Origin of the sequence: Paraniabella aurantiaca (assembly GCF_050309965.1) — a bacterium.
Lineage (GTDB): Bacteria > Bacteroidota > Bacteroidia > Chitinophagales > Chitinophagaceae > Niabella.
In genome coordinates this window covers 399,238-417,122 of record NZ_JBLOSY010000001.1, presented here as the reverse complement: position 1 = coordinate 417,122, position 17,885 = coordinate 399,238, and the positions used below count along the sequence as shown (strand labels likewise).

The window sequence follows — 17,885 nt, the reverse complement described above, 5'->3', positions numbered from 1 at the left end:
TTATTTATAAACCCCGATTCAGTTATATGAAATCAATAATCCTATCAGTCATTTGTACCAGCTTTATGCTTCCTGCACAAAATTTACCGGCGCAGCGCCTGATTATCGGCACGTACACAAACAATAATGCAAGCAAAGGCATCTATGTATATGATTTTAATGCAGCCAACGGAGAAGCCCGGGAGATAAGTTCAGCTAAAGCCGGCAACCCCTCCTACCAGGCTGTAGACAAAAAGGGGAATTTCATCTACAGTGTAAATGAAAGTGATGAAGGCAAGATATCTGCATTTAAATACGACAGGTCTGCCGGATCTCTGTCATTAGTAAATCAACAGTCTAATAATGGCAGCGCTCCCTGTTATGTAAGCATTGACAAAACAGGCAAATGGTTGTTTGCCGGTAACTATAGCAGCGGCAATTTAACGGTGCATCCTATTGCATCCAATGGGAGTATAGGTGTCATTCAGCAGGTGGTACAACACAGTGGAAGCGGCCCCAACAAGGGCCGCCAGGAATCAGCGCATGTGCATTGCACTTATATGTCGCCCGACAACCGTTTTTTATATGTACCCGACCTGGGTATTGATAAGGTGATGATCTATCCTTTTAATGCACAAACGGGCAGGTTAGATACAGTACAAAGTAATGCTATTACCGTCCCGGCAGGTGGCGGGCCGCGGCATATTGTGTTTACGAAAAACGGGAAATTCGGATATATCGTCGAAGAGTTGTCGGGAGCTATTACTGCTGTTGTGCGCAAAGGAAATCAACACGCTATTCTTCAACAAATTAATAACCTGCCTGCCCAATATAATGGCGCCAGTGCCGATATTCATTTATCGCCCGACGAACACTTTTTATATACCTCGCACCGGGGTAACAGCACCATACAAATACATAAAATAGATTCCCAAACAGGACGTCTTAGTTTTATAGCAGAACAATCTACCAATGGCAATTTTCCGCGCAATTTCACCATCCACCCTTCAGGCAAATGGCTGTTAGCCGCTAATCAAAAATCAAACGATATAACGATCTTTAAAAGAAATGTTCAAACAGGACTGCTTACTGATACTCAACAGCGTATTTCAGTACCGGCGCCGGTTTGCCTGCAGTGGATTAATTAGGGTGCATCCCAATTTGTCGCATTCTTTTTTTACCGCAGAGAGCATGAGTTTATTGAGTTTATGCGGAGAAATCTCTGCATAAGCTCTTGCGTCTCTCTTTTCCGCAGTTAAATTTCTTTATACTTTTTGCTTGGTTGCGAAAATTGGAATGCGCCCATCGATAAAATCGCAGAGATCTACACATATGGAGTTCGTAACTTTGCAGTTTGCTACAACAATCGGCACATACCTTATTTGTTAAACAAACGGCAGCACATCTGGGGTTTGATTATTGCGGTATTGCTAAGGCGATGCCACTGGATGAGGATGCCCGCCGGCTGGAAGCCTGGCTGAATAAGGGTATGCATGGGCAGATGAAGTATATGGAAAATCACTTTGAGCTTCGTATAGATCCTACCAAACTGGTTCCCGGAGCGCGGTCCGTCATCACCCTTTTACTCAACTATTTCCCCCGGGAGCAACAAAGTGATACTGCACCTAAAATAGCGAAATATGCTTACGGCAATGATTATCATGAGGTGATCAGGGCGAAACTCAACGAGTTTCTTTTTATGATCCGTGAAAAGACAGGCGACATACAAGGTCGCGGATTTGTTGATTCGGCCCCGGTACTGGAACGTAGCTGGGCGAGGAAAAGCGGCATTGGATGGATAGGAAAGAATGGCAACCTGATCACCAAACAAAATGGCTCTTTCTTTTTTATAGCCACGCTAATTACCGACCTGGAACTGGATTACGATGATCCGTTTGCTAAAGACTTTTGCGGTTCCTGCACACGATGTATTGATTCATGCCCTACAGGTGCGATCCTCCCCAATAAGGTAGTGGATGGCAGCCGCTGTATTTCCTATTTCACTATTGAATTAAAAGAGTTGCTGCTGCCGCAGGAAATGAGCAACAAGTTTGACAACTGGATGTTTGGTTGCGATACCTGCCAGGATGTTTGCCCCTGGAACCGGTTTAGCAAACCACATTCGGAATCAGGCTTTACACCCATACCGGAGATATTAAATTTATCGAATAGTGAGTGGCAGGCAATGACAGAAGAAAGCTTCCGCAAAATATTTAAACATTCGCCTTTAAAAAGAAGCAAGTTTAAAGGCATTCAGAGAAACCTGAATTTTATTAAACAGGAATAAATAGAGAAGGCCTAAGATTTTAAACAGAGGACTCAAAGAAAAAGAAACCCGGAGAAAATCTGACTTTAAATATTGACTTCTACTTACCTAAATCACTTTTTAAGCTCATTCAGCCCCCTGGTAATAAAGTCTCCATAACTTTTATCCAGCATTAAACTTGAAAATTTCTCCCAGGGATACCATTTCAGTTGAAAGTCCATGTATCCCTGCAGGGCCAGTGAATCATTGCGTTCATCCTTATTGATCTGCCAGCCGCTGACGATGGGGCTCGAACCTTTTTGCATGGAAACTACCACACTGCTATCGGTAGATTCACTAATGGCGAGGTTGATGCCATTTGCGGTAGCTTTTATCACTCTCCCATCCTTTACCAGCTCATCGCTTAATACTACATTCTCAAAACCAGGATACCATTTCTTCCACTGCGATAGATCACGCACCTGGTTTAATACGCTATCCCGGTTGCTGGCAAGACTGGTCATTCTAAACACCCTTATACGGGAGGGAATGAAAAATGCTACCACACAAGCCATTGCAAAAAAAACAAGGGCACTGATTAATATCAATTTAATATATCGCATAATAGAACCGTAAGTAAAATCTCAAATACAAAGTGATGAACCTGTTTAAACTTTTTAATTAACCACATAGATTCAGTAGAAATCATAGCGTTTAAGACCGCATAGATTCCGCCAGGGCGGAACATAGCTAATCTGTTTTTCTGCTTTCTTTTTTCTACTATTATAATACGTCTGTACTTATGCGCCCCATGCCGGTGTGGGCGGGGTTTAAATGGTATAAACAACTTCAATAAACAATAAACTTTAGATATTAAATTTTAAACTACAAATAATAACGATTATTCCCATTTCATTACTTTCATCACGATGAGGTAGACAATGACGATCCAGATACCGAGTATCCCTATTTCTTTCCAGCAATCAAACAAATGCAGTCCTTCGAAAGATATTTTACGCATGGCATTATTGAACTGGGTAAGCGGTAAAGCCTGGCAAAGATGCTGAAGCCAGGGAGGAAATACATCTATTGAAAAGAAAGTTCCCGATAGCAATATCTGGGGAAAACCGAAAAGGTTAATTAATAACGGGATGCTGGTATCTGATTTTGCTAAACTGGCAAAGATCAATCCCACGCCCATGAGCAAAAACAACATATACACGGTGAGCACCATCATTTCAACGAATGTAAGCGCTCCGTTGATCAATGTAAACTTTAAAAAGAAATGTCCGAAAAGGATCAGTACCGCTACGTTGATCAGTTGAAAAATAAGACGGCTGGCTCCAATACCAATCAGGATATTTATTTTTTTAACCGGTGATGCATAAAATCTTTTCAACACTAATTGCTCTCTCAGGTTAAAGAAAACAAAAGCGATCCCAAACATAGTTGCAAATAAAATAGAAAAACCCAATTGACCAGGCAATACAAAATCAATTTGCCTGTACTTTTTACCAGGAACGACCTGTGGTATAAATGCATACTCCCTATGCAATTTATGTGTATCATCCAACTCTATTTTCAGCGCCTGGTAATCGAGTGTACGCATTAAATTATAAACCGCTCCTCCACTGGCTTCGCTCGACAATAATAGAACCTTGTAATATCTGGAAGAATCGATATTAAAAGGCACTATATTCATTACGGCAGCAATATTGCCTTTGATCAAATCTTCATTTTGCTTTGCCGTATCAGTATAGGGAACGATCTTAATCCTGGAATTCAGCCTGAGACTGTCAAACAAAACGCTTGTGGTATCGCTATAGGGACTTATTGCCACTTTATATGCTTCCGCCGGACGCTCACTGAATGCGCCGAAGATGAGAATAAAAAGGATTGGAAAAAGGAAACTAAAAAACAAAGAAGAGGGCTGACTAAAGATCGCTTTAAAACTTGCTTTGGTAATCGCCCACAATGCTCTTGACTGGCTATAAGACATTTAATAAATGTAAATTTGAAAAAAAATTTAAGAAACCGATGAGCGGCTAGTTAATGGTGAAATCAAAAGGTAATTTAGCCTGCGCCCCCTGCGTCATGGCTTTTACTTCTATCAATTGCCTGTATACCTTATAGTATTCTTCACCTAACTCTTTTTTCATTTTTGTTCCGGCTATTTCCGTTTTATCCATACCCAGTATCCTTTCCAGCAGGCCGCCCTGTTTGGGAAATTCTTTAACTTCATAGCTATTCAGCTTTGCCTTTTTTGCCGCCGCCGCAATAGCAGTTTTCAGTCCTCCATAAGCATCTATCAGCCCAACATCTTTCGCTTTTAAGCCAGTCCACACCCTACCCTGGGCAATAGTTTCAACATATGCTGTATCCTTTTTACGTCCCTGGGCTACACGTTGTTTAAAATCCGCATATATTTTTTCTATACTCGTCTGCACTAATTGTTTTTCCTGTTCAGTCATTGGATGGTCCACGCTTCCTGCATTTGCCAGAGGCCCTGTTTTCACCCCATCAAAAGTAACGCCCAGTTTATTTTTGAAGAAGGTGCTCATATCTGGCACAATACCAAATACCCCGATAGAGCCGGTAATTGTATTTTTAGAAGCGAAAATACTGTCGGCCGGAGCTGCTATATAATAACCACCTGAAGCAGCCACATCTCCAAAACTCACCATTAATGGTTTCGCCTGCTTCGCCAATGACATTTCCCGCCATATATTTTCGCTGGCTAATGCACTACCGCCTCCTGAGTTAATTCTAACCACAATTGCTTTGATGGATTTATCTAACCTGGCTTTACGCAACAGGTCTATGTAATCAGCACTACCAATATTATCTTCGCCGCCCTTACCATCAATAATATTACCCGTAGCATATATAACCGCAATATTGTCTCCTTTGCCTCCCAGGTCTCTGTTGGAGGACGCATATTTTTCAACAGTTAAAAAGTTGATCTTTTTATCTGCATCAATTTTTAAACGTTTTTTAATCTCATCCTTTATTTCATCGTCATACTTTACACCATCAATCAGCTTATGTGTAGCAGCATCTTCAGGCGTTCTAATAGTTCCGGCATCGGCCAGCTGATGAAGTATAGCAGTATCCGTTTTACGGGCTTCCGCTGTTTTTACCAGGAAGTCGTTGTAAATATCATTGAGCCAAACCGTTGTTTGCAACCTGTTTTCATCAGTCATTTTTTCGGCACGTAACGGCTCTGTAGCGCTTTTAAATTTACCGGCATAAAATATTTGTGGTTTAATCTCCAGTTTTTCAAGCGTTCCTTTGAGGAACATATAATTTACACCAAACCCCATCCACTCAAAATAACCTTTGGGAGTTACATATATCTTATCAGCTATATTAGCTATGCTGTAAGCATTCTGAGACATTACATCTGCATGCGCTATAATGAATTTTTTAGACGATTTAAAATCGATCAGTGCATTCCGTATCTCATCACTATTACCAAAGCCATTGGCATTCCCATTCGCTTTTAAAAGAATGCCTTCAATATTTTTATCCTCCTTTGCTTTTTCAATCAACCGGATCAGGTCGTAAAAAGAGGGTGTTTCATCCAGTGACTGGGCTTGCAGCACCGATTGAAAATCTGTAACGGGCCTTTCATCGAATTTTTTACTTAAATCTATTTCCAATACTGATTTCTCTGCCACTACCGGTGCCGATTTGGATAGGGCACTTCCCGCCAGGCCGGCAAAAAAGAAAAATATCACGAAACAAAATACTACCAGCGCTAAAAAAGAAGCCAGAAAGATTTTTAAAAAGGATTTCATAAGAAATAAATTGATACATGTCGGGCTTTGAGTGGACTGCCCTTTTAATATCGCCAAAATTAAAGATATTTCGGATGCAAATTTTTTAGTCTGCTATGGTATTACAGGCTTCCACCTAGATTTCTTTCCCTTTTAGTGGCGGCTTCTGTAAATTTACCGCCCTAAATAAATGTATACAGCGTGTTTACAGATCAAAAAATAAAGGAGACTTATTTAATTATGGGCACTAATTTAGGTGACCGGCCCGCTAATCTGCAACAGGCTATTGTTGAAATTGAACAAAATATTGGCAAGATACTCGATTGCTCATCGGTTTATGAAACTGAGCCCTGGGGGGTCAGCGATCAACCCAGTTTCTATAACCAGGTGTTGAAAGTGGCCACTTCTCTGGATCCATTACAATTGCTTACCGCCACACTGGCTATTGAAAATGAGATGGGCAGGGTCAGGACTGAGCGGTACGGAGCACGGATCATTGACATCGATATCCTGTTTTTTGACGATTTAGTGATCAATACAGACCAATTAACTATTCCTCATCCGCGGATTACCGAACGAAATTTTGTGTTGGCGCCTCTTGCTGAAATAGCACCCGACCTGGTTCACCCGGTGTCTCATCAAACTATATCGGCAATCTGGGGTGCCAGCGAGGATCAGTTAGGCGTAAAAAAAATCTTGGCCAACGAACTGTAGAATTATATTTGCCCCGGTATCATCAACTATTATGGCTCATTATTATTTTAATTTGATTTGCGTTACGAGTTTATTACCATAGAAGGGAATATCGGAGCCGGTAAAACCACATTGGCTACATTGCTCAGCAAGCATTATAATGCCAAACTGGTATTGGAAGCTTTTGCAGACAACCCTTTCCTGCCCCAGTTCTATGAAAATCCCAAACAGTTTGCCTTCCCGCTGGAATTGTTTTTTATGGCCGAACGCTATAAACAATTACAGGAGATGCTGGTGCAAAAGAATATGTTTCACCAACTAACGATCAGCGATTACTTGTTTACCAAGTCCCTGCTATTTGCCAAAGTAACATTAAGCGAAGATGAGTATAAGCTGTATCAACGGTTGTTTGATATTGTACAGCAGCAGCTTATTCACCCACAGCTGCTGGTTTATCTTCATGCCCCTGTATCAAGACTGCAGCAAAATATAAAAAAGCGGCAACGAGCGTATGAGCAAAAAATACCGGATGAGTACCTGCACAGTATACAGGAAACTTACCTGCAATATATTAAACAGCTTCAATTACCGGTATTATTTGTTGATGCGTCTAATGCTGATTTCCTATCCGATGATAAACACTTGCAGATAATTCTTGATGCACTTGATCATGATTATGAACCAGGACTCCACCCTGTTGCTTTGCCTTGATAGGGTTGCCGGGCGATAGTTAACCATTGATCGCTGCCACCTCGCGATCACCGGTTACTTATCATTGATTACACCTCCCTACCTTTGCATACCTAATGGCAAGCGCAAATATCCCCGAAGTACAGTTAGTTAATGACCCTTTTGCAGCAGTTCGAATTCCTGAATACCGAAACCTGATGATTGGCCGTTTTACATTTGTAATGGCTATGCGCATGATTACCACAGTAGTGGGCTGGTGGATCTATCAAATAACCAAAGACCCATTGGCGATAGGCATGATAGGGCTTTCAGAAGTTATACCCGCCCTTGCCCTGGCACTATACTCGGGCCATATGGTGGATACGAATGATAAGAGGAAACTCATTTTAAAAGGTATAGCCGGATATTGTATTGCAGCCCTTGTGTTATTTACATTATCTACTTCCAAAACGCAACAGTTCCTGCACACTACGCATATTTCCTGGTTTATTTATAGCGTATTCTTTTTCACCGGTATATTACGGTCTTTTGTAGGACCATGTTTTAGCGCCATGATCGCTACTATCGTTCCCAAAAACCTGTTACAGAATGCTACTACCTGGAACCAGGGCACATGGCTCTCCGCTTCAGTAACCGGTCATGCTACAGGAGGCTTCCTGATTGCCTTTATTGGCATTTCTTCAACACTTGTTGTGATCAGTTGTCTTGTTTTTCTAAGTCTTCTGTTTCTTTATCAATTGAAACCCAAACCGCCTATCAAAATTAAGATAACAGACAATAATAGTAGCTTCACCCAGGCTCCCGAAAAAAAGACCTGGGCCAGTATTAAAGAAGGCTTGTCTTTTGTATTTCAAACAAAAGCTTTATTAGCTGCCATGGCACTGGATATGTTTGCTGTTTTGTTTGGTGGTGCTGTGGCCATGATCCCGGTATTTGCGAGCGATATACTTAAAATAGGCCCTAAAGGCTTTGGCTGGCTAAATGCTGCTACGGATATCGGTGCTATCTTTATTGTGATCATACTTACCTTATGGCCCATGAAAAAAGGCCAGGGCCGGAAGATGTTGCTGGCTGTTGCCGGGTTTGGCACCTGTATTATACTGTTCGGGTTATCCAAATGGGTTTGGCTATCTTTTTCTGTGTTGGTTGTAGCTGGTATACTGGATGGCGTAAGTGTTGTGGTGCGTGGAACCGTAATGCAACTATTAACACCCGATCATATGCGTGGCCGGGTGAGTAGTGTGAGTGGCATGTTTGTATTGAGCAGTAACGAACTGGGGCAATTTGAGAGCGGTGTGATGTCCCGTGCTTTTGGTGTAATACCATCGGTAATTATAGGAGGATGCATGACTATAGCCGTGGTTGTTACTACCTGGTTTAAGGCACCTACCTTGCGTAAATTTGAGTACTAGTTGATCATCCTCTACCCTTTACTTTATGGATATACAAAGAATTACTACTGACCAGGTATTGTTAGTAACTGACTTATTCAATAAATACCGGATCTTTTACAAACAAGCTTCGGACATAGCATTGGCTGAAAAGTTTCTTACTGAAAGGTTGGCGAATAATGAATCGGTGATCTTCGTAGCTCTGATAAACGAACAACCGGCCGGCTTCACGCAGCTCTACCCCACGTATTCTTCGATGCGTGTTTCAAAAAACTGGATCTTAAATGATCTTTATGTAGAAGCTGGCCAGAGAAAGCAGGGAATTGGAGCCGCCCTGATTAAAACAGCTATGAACTTCGCCCTTGAAGATGGCGCCAGTTACCTGGCATTATCTACCGCGGTTGACAATTATACGGCACAGGCACTTTACGAAAGCATCGGTTTTATAAGGCAGGAGCTGGATACTGCTTTTTTAGACTATCGAATAGCCTTAAAATAAGAAAGCCGGCACTTTCGTACCGGCTTCCAACAACTTAAAAACAAGATCAGTTATATCACTCGCACACGTAAAACACCTTCGATCGCCCTTATTTTAGCGATGCTTTCTTCGCTGCTTACGCTTTCCAGGTCCAAAATAGTATAAGCATAATCGCCACGGCTTTTGTTGATCATATCTTTGATATTGATCTGAGCATCGGCCAAAGCTGTTGATATTTGCCCTACCATGTTTGGAATATTTTTATGAGCTACTGTAATACGCTGAACACCCGATAAAGGCATTTCGCAATTCGGGAAATTTACCGAGTTCCTGATATTACCTGTTTCCAGGTATACCTTGGTTTGTATAGCGGCCATATGAGCGCAATTGTCTTCTGACTCAGGAGTAGAAGCTCCCAGGTGAGGAATAGTAATCACACCGGGCCTGTTGATCATCTTCTCATTCGGAAAATCCGTAACATAACCGCCAACTGTTCCAGCTTCTATTGCAGCCAGTATATCATCATCATTTACCAGTTCGCCACGGGACAAATTGATCACGCGTACGCCTTTCTTCATTTGAGCAAAAGCTTCTGCATTTAATGTGCCCTTTGTTTGGGCATTGTATGGTATGTGCAGGGTGATGTAATCTGCTTTTTCGAAGATCGTTTTCAAATCAGTAGCTTTTTTAACCGCTCTGGACAATCCCCAGGCAGCATCTACCGAAATAAACGGGTCATATCCTAAAACTTCCATACCCAGGTTAACCGCTGCGTTAGCGATCAATACACCAATAGCACCCAAACCAACTACACCCAGCACCTTTCCTTCAATCTCGGGCCCTACAAACTGCGCCTTTCCTTTTTCTACTTCTTTGGCAACATCCTGCGTCAACCCATTGGCCCAATTGATACCATCTACAATTTTGCGGGAAGAGATCAACATAGATGTGATCGCCAGTTCTTTTACTGCGTTCGCATTAGCACCAGGTGTATTAAACACTACAATGCCCTTTTCAGCGCATTTATCCGTAGGAATATTGTTTACACCAGCACCAGCACGCGCAATGCTTAAAAGCGATTCAGGAAACTCCATCTCATGCATCGATGCGCTCCTTAACAGGATACCATCCGGGTTTGCCGCATCATCTGCAATTGTATAGCCTTCACCAAATTTCTCCAAACCGGTTTTGGCTATTTTATTTAATGTTTTAATTATATAAGTCATCTTGCAATCAGTAATTAATAAAAAGTAATTATTTGTTGTTTGTTTCGAATTGTTTCATGAAGTCAACCAGCTTCTGCACGCCTTCCAGAGAGATAGCATTGTAGATGCTGGCACGCATACCGCCTACAGACCTATGTCCTTTTAATTGAACAAAACCTGCTGCTGTAGCTTCTTTGATAAACTTAGCATCTATCTCTTCGTTACCGGTAACAAAAGGAACATTCATTACAGAACGGTCTTTTCCTGCTACCGTGCTTTTGAACAACGATGACTCATCGAGGTAGTTATATAAAGTATTGGCTTTGTCAATATTGGTTTGTTCAATTGCAGCAACACCCCCCTGCTCTTTCAGCCAGGTTAATACCAAACCGATCAGGTAAATACCAAAAGTGGGAGGCGTATTATACATACTTCCGTTCTCAATATGCTCTTTATAATTGAACATAGTTGGAGTAAAGTCCATTGCGTTGCCCGCCAGGTCTTCCCGAATGATCACCACGGTTACACCTGCAGGTCCCAGATTTTTTTGCGCTCCGGCGTATATCAGGCCAAACTTAGAAACATCATAATGTTTGGAAAGAATATCAGAAGACATATCTCCTACCAACGGCACATTACCGGTATCAGGCAATTCAGCAAACCGGGTACCATAAATGGTATTATTGGTAGTGATATGGAAATAGTCTGCATCCTTATCAAACTTAGCCGGATCCAGTTCAGGGATATAGCTGAAAGTTTTATCTTCAGAAGAGGCAATCACATTTACGGCTCCGTAACGTTTTGCTTCTTTGATCGCTTTTTTTGACCATGCTCCCGTGTTTACATAATCTGCTTTTTTATTTTTATTCATCAGGTTTAAAGGAACCATAGCAAACTGCGATGAAGCTCCTCCCTGTAAAAACAAAACTTTATAGTTATCGGGCACCTGCATTAACTCGCGCAATGAACTTTCTGCCGAATCAAGAATGGACATAAAATCTTTTGAACGGTGGCTCATTTCCATCACGCTCATTCCGCTTGTTCCATAGCACAGCATTTCGCTTTGTGCTTTCTTTAAAACCTCTTCTGGTAAAGCAGAAGGGCCGGCCGAAAAATTGTAAACTCTTTGCATTGCCTATTAATTATTGTTTAAAATATTGAGGCGCGAATTTAAACTTATCTAACGTAATTACAATCCTGCACTGTCGATTTTTAACAGTTATGCACATTTAGTGAATAAACAAGTATTTCCCGGCTGGTCAAATAATAACGAAAGACGGGCATTTAGCATAGGTTTTGTGTATAGAAAACGGGGTAATCAGGACCACCACAACACTTCTTAAGCATTATTTAATGTTATAATCAGATTAAAAAGCGGACAGCTGATGTATAATGCGAGGTATAAAAATGATACCGCCGGTAATTAACGCACCTATAGAAACGATCAAAACCGCGGCAGCAGCCAGATCCTTTACAGTCTTTATTTTGTCATGATATTGGGGAGATACCACATCGCAGAGCTTTTCGATAGCCGTATTCATAGTTTCTGCGCCCATTACAGCAGCTATGCAGGCTATGATTAGCCCCCACTCTGCCCCGGATATACCCAGCCCAAAACCCAGTGCTATGGCGAGCACGGCCGACACCAAATGAACCCTGAAGTTCTGTTCGGATTTAACTACCGCTATTAGCCCGCTGACTGCGTAACCAAAGCTTTTCAGCATTTTTTTTATTGAGAATTGTTGCGCCATCGGCAACAAATCTAAACATTTAAGGCCATAGACCTGCTCCTTCAGCAAGAAGCCGGGCTACCATCATTTTTCAAAATTGAAACCAATTTTTGAGGTGTTGAAATAAAGTAATTCATGAATATTGATTTATTTTGACCGCAAATGGCCGATCTGATCAACCGTTGCATGTTCACATTAGTACTTTGCTTTTGGGTAATAGGGGGAATGTGCCAACCGAACGAAATAGTATTAACCGGTAAAGTAACAGACAAAGAATCCGGCGTGGCATTGCAGGGCATATCGGTTTATGTTAACAATACCACCTTTAGTACCCAAACCGATAAAGATGGAAGCTTCCGGCTGGCTAATATTCCTTTATTTAATTTTGAACTGGTTTTTCAGCAGTAAACTACGAAACACAAACGCTTGGCATTGACACCCGGCTCCCTATTGCTCCCCTCAACATTCAAATGCAAAAAAGCACCGCTTTGCTTAATGAAGTAGTGGTAACCGCCAATGTTGATAAAAATGGCTGGGCACTATACGGCAGCACATTTAATAAAGATTTCCTTAGTTATTCATCGTTTGCAAAACAATGCGAAATTGTTAACTATCCTGCGATTCGCTTCAGGCGAATAAAAAAGGATAATATCCTAAAGGCGTACTCGAAAGAACCGCTTAAAATAAAAAATAATGCGCTGGGCTATGAGCTTACTTACTGGCTGAACGAATATGAGCACCGGTTTGCAACACAGGTTGTGTTTTATAAGGGTAACACCCAATTTACCGAGATGAAAGGCAGCAAAAGAAAAATGCAGCATTGGAATAAAAACCGGGAGATAGCTTACCGCGGATCACTGACTCATTTTATCCGGTCTGTTTACGAGGGAAATACAAAAGAACAAGGATTTATCGTTAATCTTATAAAAACCATTCCGTATAAAGACATCAACCTTTACATACCCGGTTTTACTGATACAACCAGTATTCACAGCTCCGCCGCACTGGCTAGATTTATAGATGGCATATATGCTTCCGGGGACAAGGCCTTAGCGGCATCACAAGCCAATAACGCACTGCAATGGCTGGGCAGCAAACGAGACCAAATGCCGTTTGTTATTTCACGTGCTGCTGCCGACAAGACGGTACAGGCCTATTTCTTTGTAAAAAAGTCCCTGGTATCCGACCAGGTTGCGGTTTACACGTTCGATGTAAAAGACACTGCTGCAGTAAGGCGTATACAATGGGAGACTGCCGGTAGTATCATTCCGGATCAAAAAGCTTTGAACCGGATCAGCGGTTATCAAAGCATCACTCCCGATCAACGCGGATATTTAAAAGTTAAACTGTTTTATTCGCGCCCCTTAAATACCAATCTTTTTGTTACCAGGAGCGATAATCAACTATTCCTTCAATTTAAAGATACCTGGCAAATTACTTATACCGGGGAAAGTAAGGATAAAGAATATATCGAAGAAAATGCGTTGCAAAACAATGACTCGGGTTACCAGGAATCTACGCTTAGCATGACGGGATCTCAACCGGTGCTGATTTTACCTAACGGATATTACACCGGTATTTACAGCTTTATTACAGGCGCTTACTGGGCGTATGAAAAAGTGGATAAAATGTTGCCGTTAGATTTCAAGCCCTCAAAATAACGCTATTGATCATTTGGTTTTGGCAGCTGATTTTTTAGCAGGCGCTGTTTTATTTTTCGCTTCCAGCTTCCGGGCCTCCTCTTCCAGCCCCAGGCTAAACAAAGCCATGCTGCATTTACCGCAACCCAATTCCTCGCCTAGCTCAAAGGATTCACGAGCCATTTGAAGATTTCCTATCGACGCGTAATAGCCACCCAGCACTTCATAGCCATTCGTATCTCCCAAGTCGATAGCGCGATATATGATGTCCACAATTTCCTGGTTGGGCGCCCGCTTTTTAATTTGTTTTTTGGAATTAAACAAAGCAGTTACGCCACCCATATCTTCTAAAGTCTTCAAACCGGCATAATCCAAACAAGCTTTTGATAATCCACTATCGCACAAATTTTTAAGTGTATGCTCATAGGTACTGTCGGGGCCTTCAAAGAGCAGGGAAAGCTCGCTACCTCCTTTTTTGATATTATAGTACTGGTACAACAAACCGGCTATCCTGTCAGATTCCCCGGGATCAGTACGTAAGGATTCAACAGTTGTATCCTTTACTTTTTCCCAAACATAGCCATCTACCCAGTCTGAAGCGCCGTATAATTTATTGCCTTTAATAATAAATTTAAAGATGCTTTTATCAGGGTACACAATAAGGCTATCATCTTTTTGAAAATAATAGCCATTACCTATTCCTGTAATATCTACCCTGCCATTGCCATCAAAAGTAAAATATTCGTACATAGCCGTATCGGAGCTGGCTTTGAAATATCCATGCAATGCATTGGTGATCTTTTGTGCAGACAGCGTGAAACTACTTACCATTATCAACGATAGCACCATGCACAGGATTTTATTACACATAAAAGTCATTTGGCATCAAATATATATAAATAAAAAAAATGCGAAACATAAAGCTTCGCATTTAAAAAGTTATTTTGCCAATTATCAGGCTTCGTTGATCGCTGCTATACCCGGAAGCGTTTTACCTTCAAAAAACTCCAGCATAGCACCACCACCTGTAGACACATAGCTTACCTTATCAGTGTATCCGAATTTGTTAACAGCTGCAACGCTGTCACCTCCGCCAACTAAAGAAAAAGCACCATTTTCTGTAGCTTCAGCCACTGCATCTGCAATTGCCTTGGTGCCACCCTGGAACTTTTCCATTTCAAAAACACCCATTGGACCGTTCCATAGAATAGTTTTTGATTTTTTGATCACATTAGCAAACTGGCCTCTCGATTCGCCTGCAATATCCAGTCCCATCCAGCCTTCGGGTATATTATTGCTGGGCGCTTCAGAAGTATCGGCATCTGCAGCAAATTTATCAGCAATAAGGCTTTCACCAGGCAGGTGAATACATACATTCTTTTCTTTTGCCTTCTCTAAAATTTCCCTGGCAGTATCCAAACGCTCTTCTTCACAAAGAGAAGAACCAATATTACCACCCATTGCTTTAAAGAAGGTGTATGCCATACCACCACCAATAATGATGTCTGTAGCTTTGTCCATCAGGTTTTCGATGATCAGTATTTTGTCAGAAACCTTGGCTCCGCCTAATATAGCGGTAAAAGGTTTTTGTGAGTCGCTCAATACTTTTTGTGCACTGTTTACCTCTGCTTCCATCAACAGGCCAAACATTCTTTTCTCTGAAGGAAAGAACTTAGCTATTACAGCGGTTGACGCATGAGCACGGTGTGCTGTACCAAAGGCATCGTTTACATATACATCACCCAGTTTGCTTAATTTTTCAGCAAAAGCTTCGTCACCTTTTTCTTCTTCTTTATAAAAGCGAAGGTTTTCCAGCAACAGCACTTCGCCCTCGCGCATCATATCAGCTGTAAGATAGGCCTGCTCGCCCACACAATCGTTGGCAAATAATACCGGCGCCCCGTCCAGCAGATCGCTTAAATGCTTTACCAGGTGCTTTAATGAAAACTTATCTTCGGGACCGGTTTTAGGGCGACCCAGGTGAGACATTAATATTACTTTACCACCATCGGCCAATATTTTTTTGATGGTGGGCACAGCAGCTTTCATACGCGCATCAGAAGTAATCTCCAGGCTTTCGTTCAAAGGCACATTGAAGTCTACACGTATGAGGGCTTTCTGCCCCTTAAAATTATATTCTGAAAACTTTGACATATAAATATGTTTAGGGCCTGCCTGTCGGCAGACAGGTTTTAAATAAAGTTGAATACATCCAACAACAATGCCTGTCTTTTACGCACAAAATAATGACAGCACTCTTGCCGGTTCTATAAAAATAAAAAGCGGAACGCTTTGTTCCGCCTTTCAATTTGTTATCGCGATTATTTGCTGATTAAGCCTGCGAAATATTTTACTGTACGAACCAGCTGAGAAACATAGCTCATTTCATTATCATACCAGGATACAGTACGAGCGATATGTTTGTCACCCACGTTCATTACTTTAGTTAAAGTAGCGTCAAACAGAGAACCATAGCTGGTTCCGATTACGTCGCTGCTTACTATTTCGTCTTCGTTATAACCGAAGCTTTCGTTGGCTGCTGCTTTCATTGCTGCGTTGATTTCTGCTGCAGTAGTTGGTTTACCCAGGATCACGTTCAACTCAGTGATAGAACCAGTGATTGTTGGTACACGCTGAGCGCTACCATCTAACTTACCTTTTAAGTTAGGTAATACCAAACCGATTGCCTTTGCAGCACCAGTGCTGTTAGGAACGATATTAGCAGAAGCTGCACGTGCACGACGAAGATCTCCTTTAGGATGTGGCGCATCCAAAGTGTTTTGATCGTTAGTGTAGGCGTGGATGGTAGTCATGATACCGATTTCGATGCCATAAGTATCGTCTAATACTTTAGCCATTGGAGCCAAGCAGTTAGTAGTACAAGATGCACAGCTAATGATTGTTTCGCTACCATCTAAAATATCGTGGTTTACATTGAATACAACTGTTTTCAGATCGCCTGTAGCAGGAGCTGAAATTACAACGCGTTTGGCACCTGCAGTAATATGTGCCTGAGCTTTATCTTTATCTGTAAAGAAACCAGTGCACTCTAATACTACATCTACATCATGCTCACCCCATGGAATTTGAGCAGGATCTTTTTGTGCGTAGATCTTAATTTCTTCACCTTCTACTATAATAGAGTTTTCTGTATGAGATACATTTTTATTGAAAGGGCCCTGTGCAGAGTCGTACTTTAATAGGTGCGCAAGTGTGGCGGGGCTTGTAAGATCATTAATGGCTACTACATCAATGCCTTGCTGATTGTAGATCTGACGGTAAACTAAACGTCCAATTCTACCGAAACCATTGATGGCTACTTTTACTGTGCTCATGATTTTTTAGTAATTTAATTTATAAGTACTTTTTTTGGAGGCGTGAAGTTAACGATTTTATGGGATTTAGTGTACCGGATACATCTTATTTTTTGTTCACGTATAAAAGTGGAAAAACATTTTTCAGAAAAAGTTTTGGACATTACAAAGCAGCAACCTATATTTGCACTCCCAAATCGGATAAGGCGCGTTGGTCAAGGGGTTAAGACGCCTCCCTTTCACGGAGGAATCACGGGTTCGATTCCCGTACGCGCTACGAAGGCCAGCTTTTCAGCTGGCTTTTTTAATGCACCCATTTTAACACTGCGGCCTCCGGCCCTAACTACGGCTTTCCCGGCCACCCATTACCAGAGTATTACTAAAACCAGGAATTGAAAATTGAATTATGGCATTTGCTGCGAATAAATTTTATTCGTTAGCGCTACTCTTCCAATCAGCTCCCTATATTTGCACTCCCAAATCAGACAAGGCGCGTTGGTCAAGGGGTTAAGACGCCTCCCTTTCACGGAGGAATCACGGGTTCGATTCCCGTACGCGCTACGAAAAGCCCAATGGCGCCAAACACTAGCAGTTGGCGCCATTTTTTTAGTAAAGCAATTGGTTTCAAATATTTATATCATAACCCAACCACTTCTTCTATTACATTTAGCGCTTATATTTTCGAAAATTGGTTCAACTTTGTAAGAACTGGTCCATTAAGGGTACCGCCCCAAAATGAAG

17 protein-coding genes and 2 tRNA genes are annotated in these 17,885 nt (G+C 41.7%); 10 read left to right on the top strand and 9 right to left on the bottom strand.

Features of this window, described 5'->3' with window-relative positions; translation table 11 throughout:
- The first annotated feature begins 26 nt into the window (after positions 1 to 26).
- Together ACLOAU_RS01855 and queG are read left to right on the top strand one after the other, a co-directional pair.
- Positions 27 to 1,127, top strand: a complete 1,101-nt coding sequence (locus tag ACLOAU_RS01855) for a lactonase family protein (protein ID WP_427860122.1) — start codon at positions 27 to 29, stop codon at positions 1,125 to 1,127.
- A gap of 206 nt (positions 1,128 to 1,333) precedes the next feature.
- Positions 1,334 to 2,266, top strand: a complete 933-nt coding sequence (gene queG, locus ACLOAU_RS01850) for a tRNA epoxyqueuosine(34) reductase QueG (RefSeq protein WP_427860121.1) — start codon at positions 1,334 to 1,336, stop codon at positions 2,264 to 2,266.
- A gap of 92 nt (positions 2,267 to 2,358) precedes the next feature.
- Here the strand turns inward: queG and ACLOAU_RS01845 are convergent, their stop codons facing one another.
- The 3 genes from ACLOAU_RS01845 to sppA form a co-directional block, all read right to left on the bottom strand.
- Entirely contained in the window at positions 2,359 to 2,847 is a 489-nt protein-coding gene (locus ACLOAU_RS01845) for an SRPBCC family protein (RefSeq protein ID WP_427860120.1), read from the bottom strand.
- Between the two features lie 278 nt (positions 2,848 to 3,125).
- Entirely contained in the window at positions 3,126 to 4,223 is a 1,098-nt protein-coding gene (locus tag ACLOAU_RS01840; RefSeq protein ID WP_427860119.1) for an ABC transporter permease, read from the bottom strand.
- A 46-nt stretch (positions 4,224 to 4,269) separates the two neighbouring features.
- Complete coding sequence (sppA, locus tag ACLOAU_RS01835) at positions 4,270 to 6,024, bottom strand: signal peptide peptidase SppA (RefSeq protein WP_427860118.1); 1,755 nt, start codon at positions 6,022 to 6,024, stop codon at positions 4,270 to 4,272.
- Positions 6,025 to 6,204: 180 nt separating this feature from the next.
- Between sppA and folK the strand changes: the two genes are divergently transcribed.
- The 4 genes from folK (at position 6,205) to ACLOAU_RS01815 (ending at position 9,276) form a co-directional block, all read left to right on the top strand.
- Positions 6,205 to 6,717: a 2-amino-4-hydroxy-6-hydroxymethyldihydropteridine diphosphokinase gene (gene folK / locus ACLOAU_RS01830; protein ID WP_427860117.1), complete on the top strand. Its 513-nt coding sequence runs from the start codon at positions 6,205 to 6,207 to the stop codon at positions 6,715 to 6,717.
- 57 nt (positions 6,718 to 6,774) lie between these two features.
- On the top strand, positions 6,775 to 7,407 hold the full coding sequence (locus ACLOAU_RS01825; protein ID WP_427860116.1) for a deoxynucleoside kinase: 633 nt from the start codon (positions 6,775 to 6,777) through the stop codon (positions 7,405 to 7,407).
- A gap of 95 nt (positions 7,408 to 7,502) precedes the next feature.
- Positions 7,503 to 8,798: an MFS transporter gene (locus ACLOAU_RS01820; protein ID WP_427860115.1), complete on the top strand. Its 1,296-nt coding sequence runs from the start codon at positions 7,503 to 7,505 to the stop codon at positions 8,796 to 8,798.
- Positions 8,799 to 8,823: 25 nt separating this feature from the next.
- Positions 8,824 to 9,276, top strand: a complete 453-nt coding sequence (locus ACLOAU_RS01815; RefSeq protein ID WP_427860114.1) for a GNAT family N-acetyltransferase — start codon at positions 8,824 to 8,826, stop codon at positions 9,274 to 9,276.
- Between the two features lie 50 nt (positions 9,277 to 9,326).
- Here ACLOAU_RS01815 and ACLOAU_RS01810 read toward each other — a convergent pair whose 3' ends face one another.
- From ACLOAU_RS01810 to ACLOAU_RS01800, 3 genes are all read right to left on the bottom strand, one after another.
- Positions 9,327 to 10,481 (bottom strand): phosphoglycerate dehydrogenase, encoded by a 1,155-nt coding sequence (locus ACLOAU_RS01810; RefSeq protein ID WP_427860113.1) that lies wholly within the window; start codon positions 10,479 to 10,481, stop codon positions 9,327 to 9,329.
- Positions 10,482 to 10,509: 28 nt separating this feature from the next.
- On the bottom strand, positions 10,510 to 11,592 hold the full coding sequence (gene serC, locus ACLOAU_RS01805) for a 3-phosphoserine/phosphohydroxythreonine transaminase (protein ID WP_427860112.1): 1,083 nt from the start codon (positions 11,590 to 11,592) through the stop codon (positions 10,510 to 10,512).
- Between the two features lie 235 nt (positions 11,593 to 11,827).
- On the bottom strand, positions 11,828 to 12,184 hold the full coding sequence (locus ACLOAU_RS01800; protein WP_427860111.1) for a diacylglycerol kinase family protein: 357 nt from the start codon (positions 12,182 to 12,184) through the stop codon (positions 11,828 to 11,830).
- A 231-nt stretch (positions 12,185 to 12,415) separates the two neighbouring features.
- Here ACLOAU_RS01800 and ACLOAU_RS01795 point away from each other — a divergent pair, with 231 nt between their 5' ends.
- Positions 12,416 to 12,598 (top strand): carboxypeptidase-like regulatory domain-containing protein, encoded by a 183-nt coding sequence (locus ACLOAU_RS01795; RefSeq protein ID WP_427860110.1) that lies wholly within the window; start codon positions 12,416 to 12,418, stop codon positions 12,596 to 12,598.
- A 62-nt stretch (positions 12,599 to 12,660) separates the two neighbouring features.
- Positions 12,661 to 13,851 carry a hypothetical protein gene (locus tag ACLOAU_RS01790; RefSeq protein WP_427860109.1) on the top strand — a complete coding sequence of 397 codons (1,191 nt, stop codon included), beginning with the start codon at positions 12,661 to 12,663 and terminating at the stop codon, positions 13,849 to 13,851.
- A gap of 9 nt (positions 13,852 to 13,860) precedes the next feature.
- On the opposite strand, the gene ACLOAU_RS01785 is transcribed toward ACLOAU_RS01790, so the two are convergent.
- From ACLOAU_RS01785 to gap, 3 genes are all read right to left on the bottom strand, one after another.
- A complete protein-coding gene (locus tag ACLOAU_RS01785) occupies positions 13,861 to 14,679 on the bottom strand; it encodes a hypothetical protein (protein ID WP_427860108.1) in 819 nt (272 codons plus the stop codon).
- Between the two features lie 105 nt (positions 14,680 to 14,784).
- Positions 14,785 to 15,984 carry a phosphoglycerate kinase gene (locus ACLOAU_RS01780; protein ID WP_427860107.1) on the bottom strand — a complete coding sequence of 400 codons (1,200 nt, stop codon included), beginning with the start codon at positions 15,982 to 15,984 and terminating at the stop codon, positions 14,785 to 14,787.
- 167 nt (positions 15,985 to 16,151) lie between these two features.
- Positions 16,152 to 17,165 (bottom strand): type I glyceraldehyde-3-phosphate dehydrogenase, encoded by a 1,014-nt coding sequence (gene gap / locus ACLOAU_RS01775; RefSeq protein WP_114793292.1) that lies wholly within the window; start codon positions 17,163 to 17,165, stop codon positions 16,152 to 16,154.
- A gap of 184 nt (positions 17,166 to 17,349) precedes the next feature.
- Here gap and ACLOAU_RS01770 point away from each other — a divergent pair.
- Positions 17,350 to 17,421: transfer RNA gene (locus ACLOAU_RS01770), tRNA-Glu, on the top strand.
- 212 nt (positions 17,422 to 17,633) lie between these two features.
- Positions 17,634 to 17,705: transfer RNA gene (locus ACLOAU_RS01765), tRNA-Glu, on the top strand.
- The last annotated feature ends 180 nt before the right edge of the window (positions 17,706 to 17,885 follow it).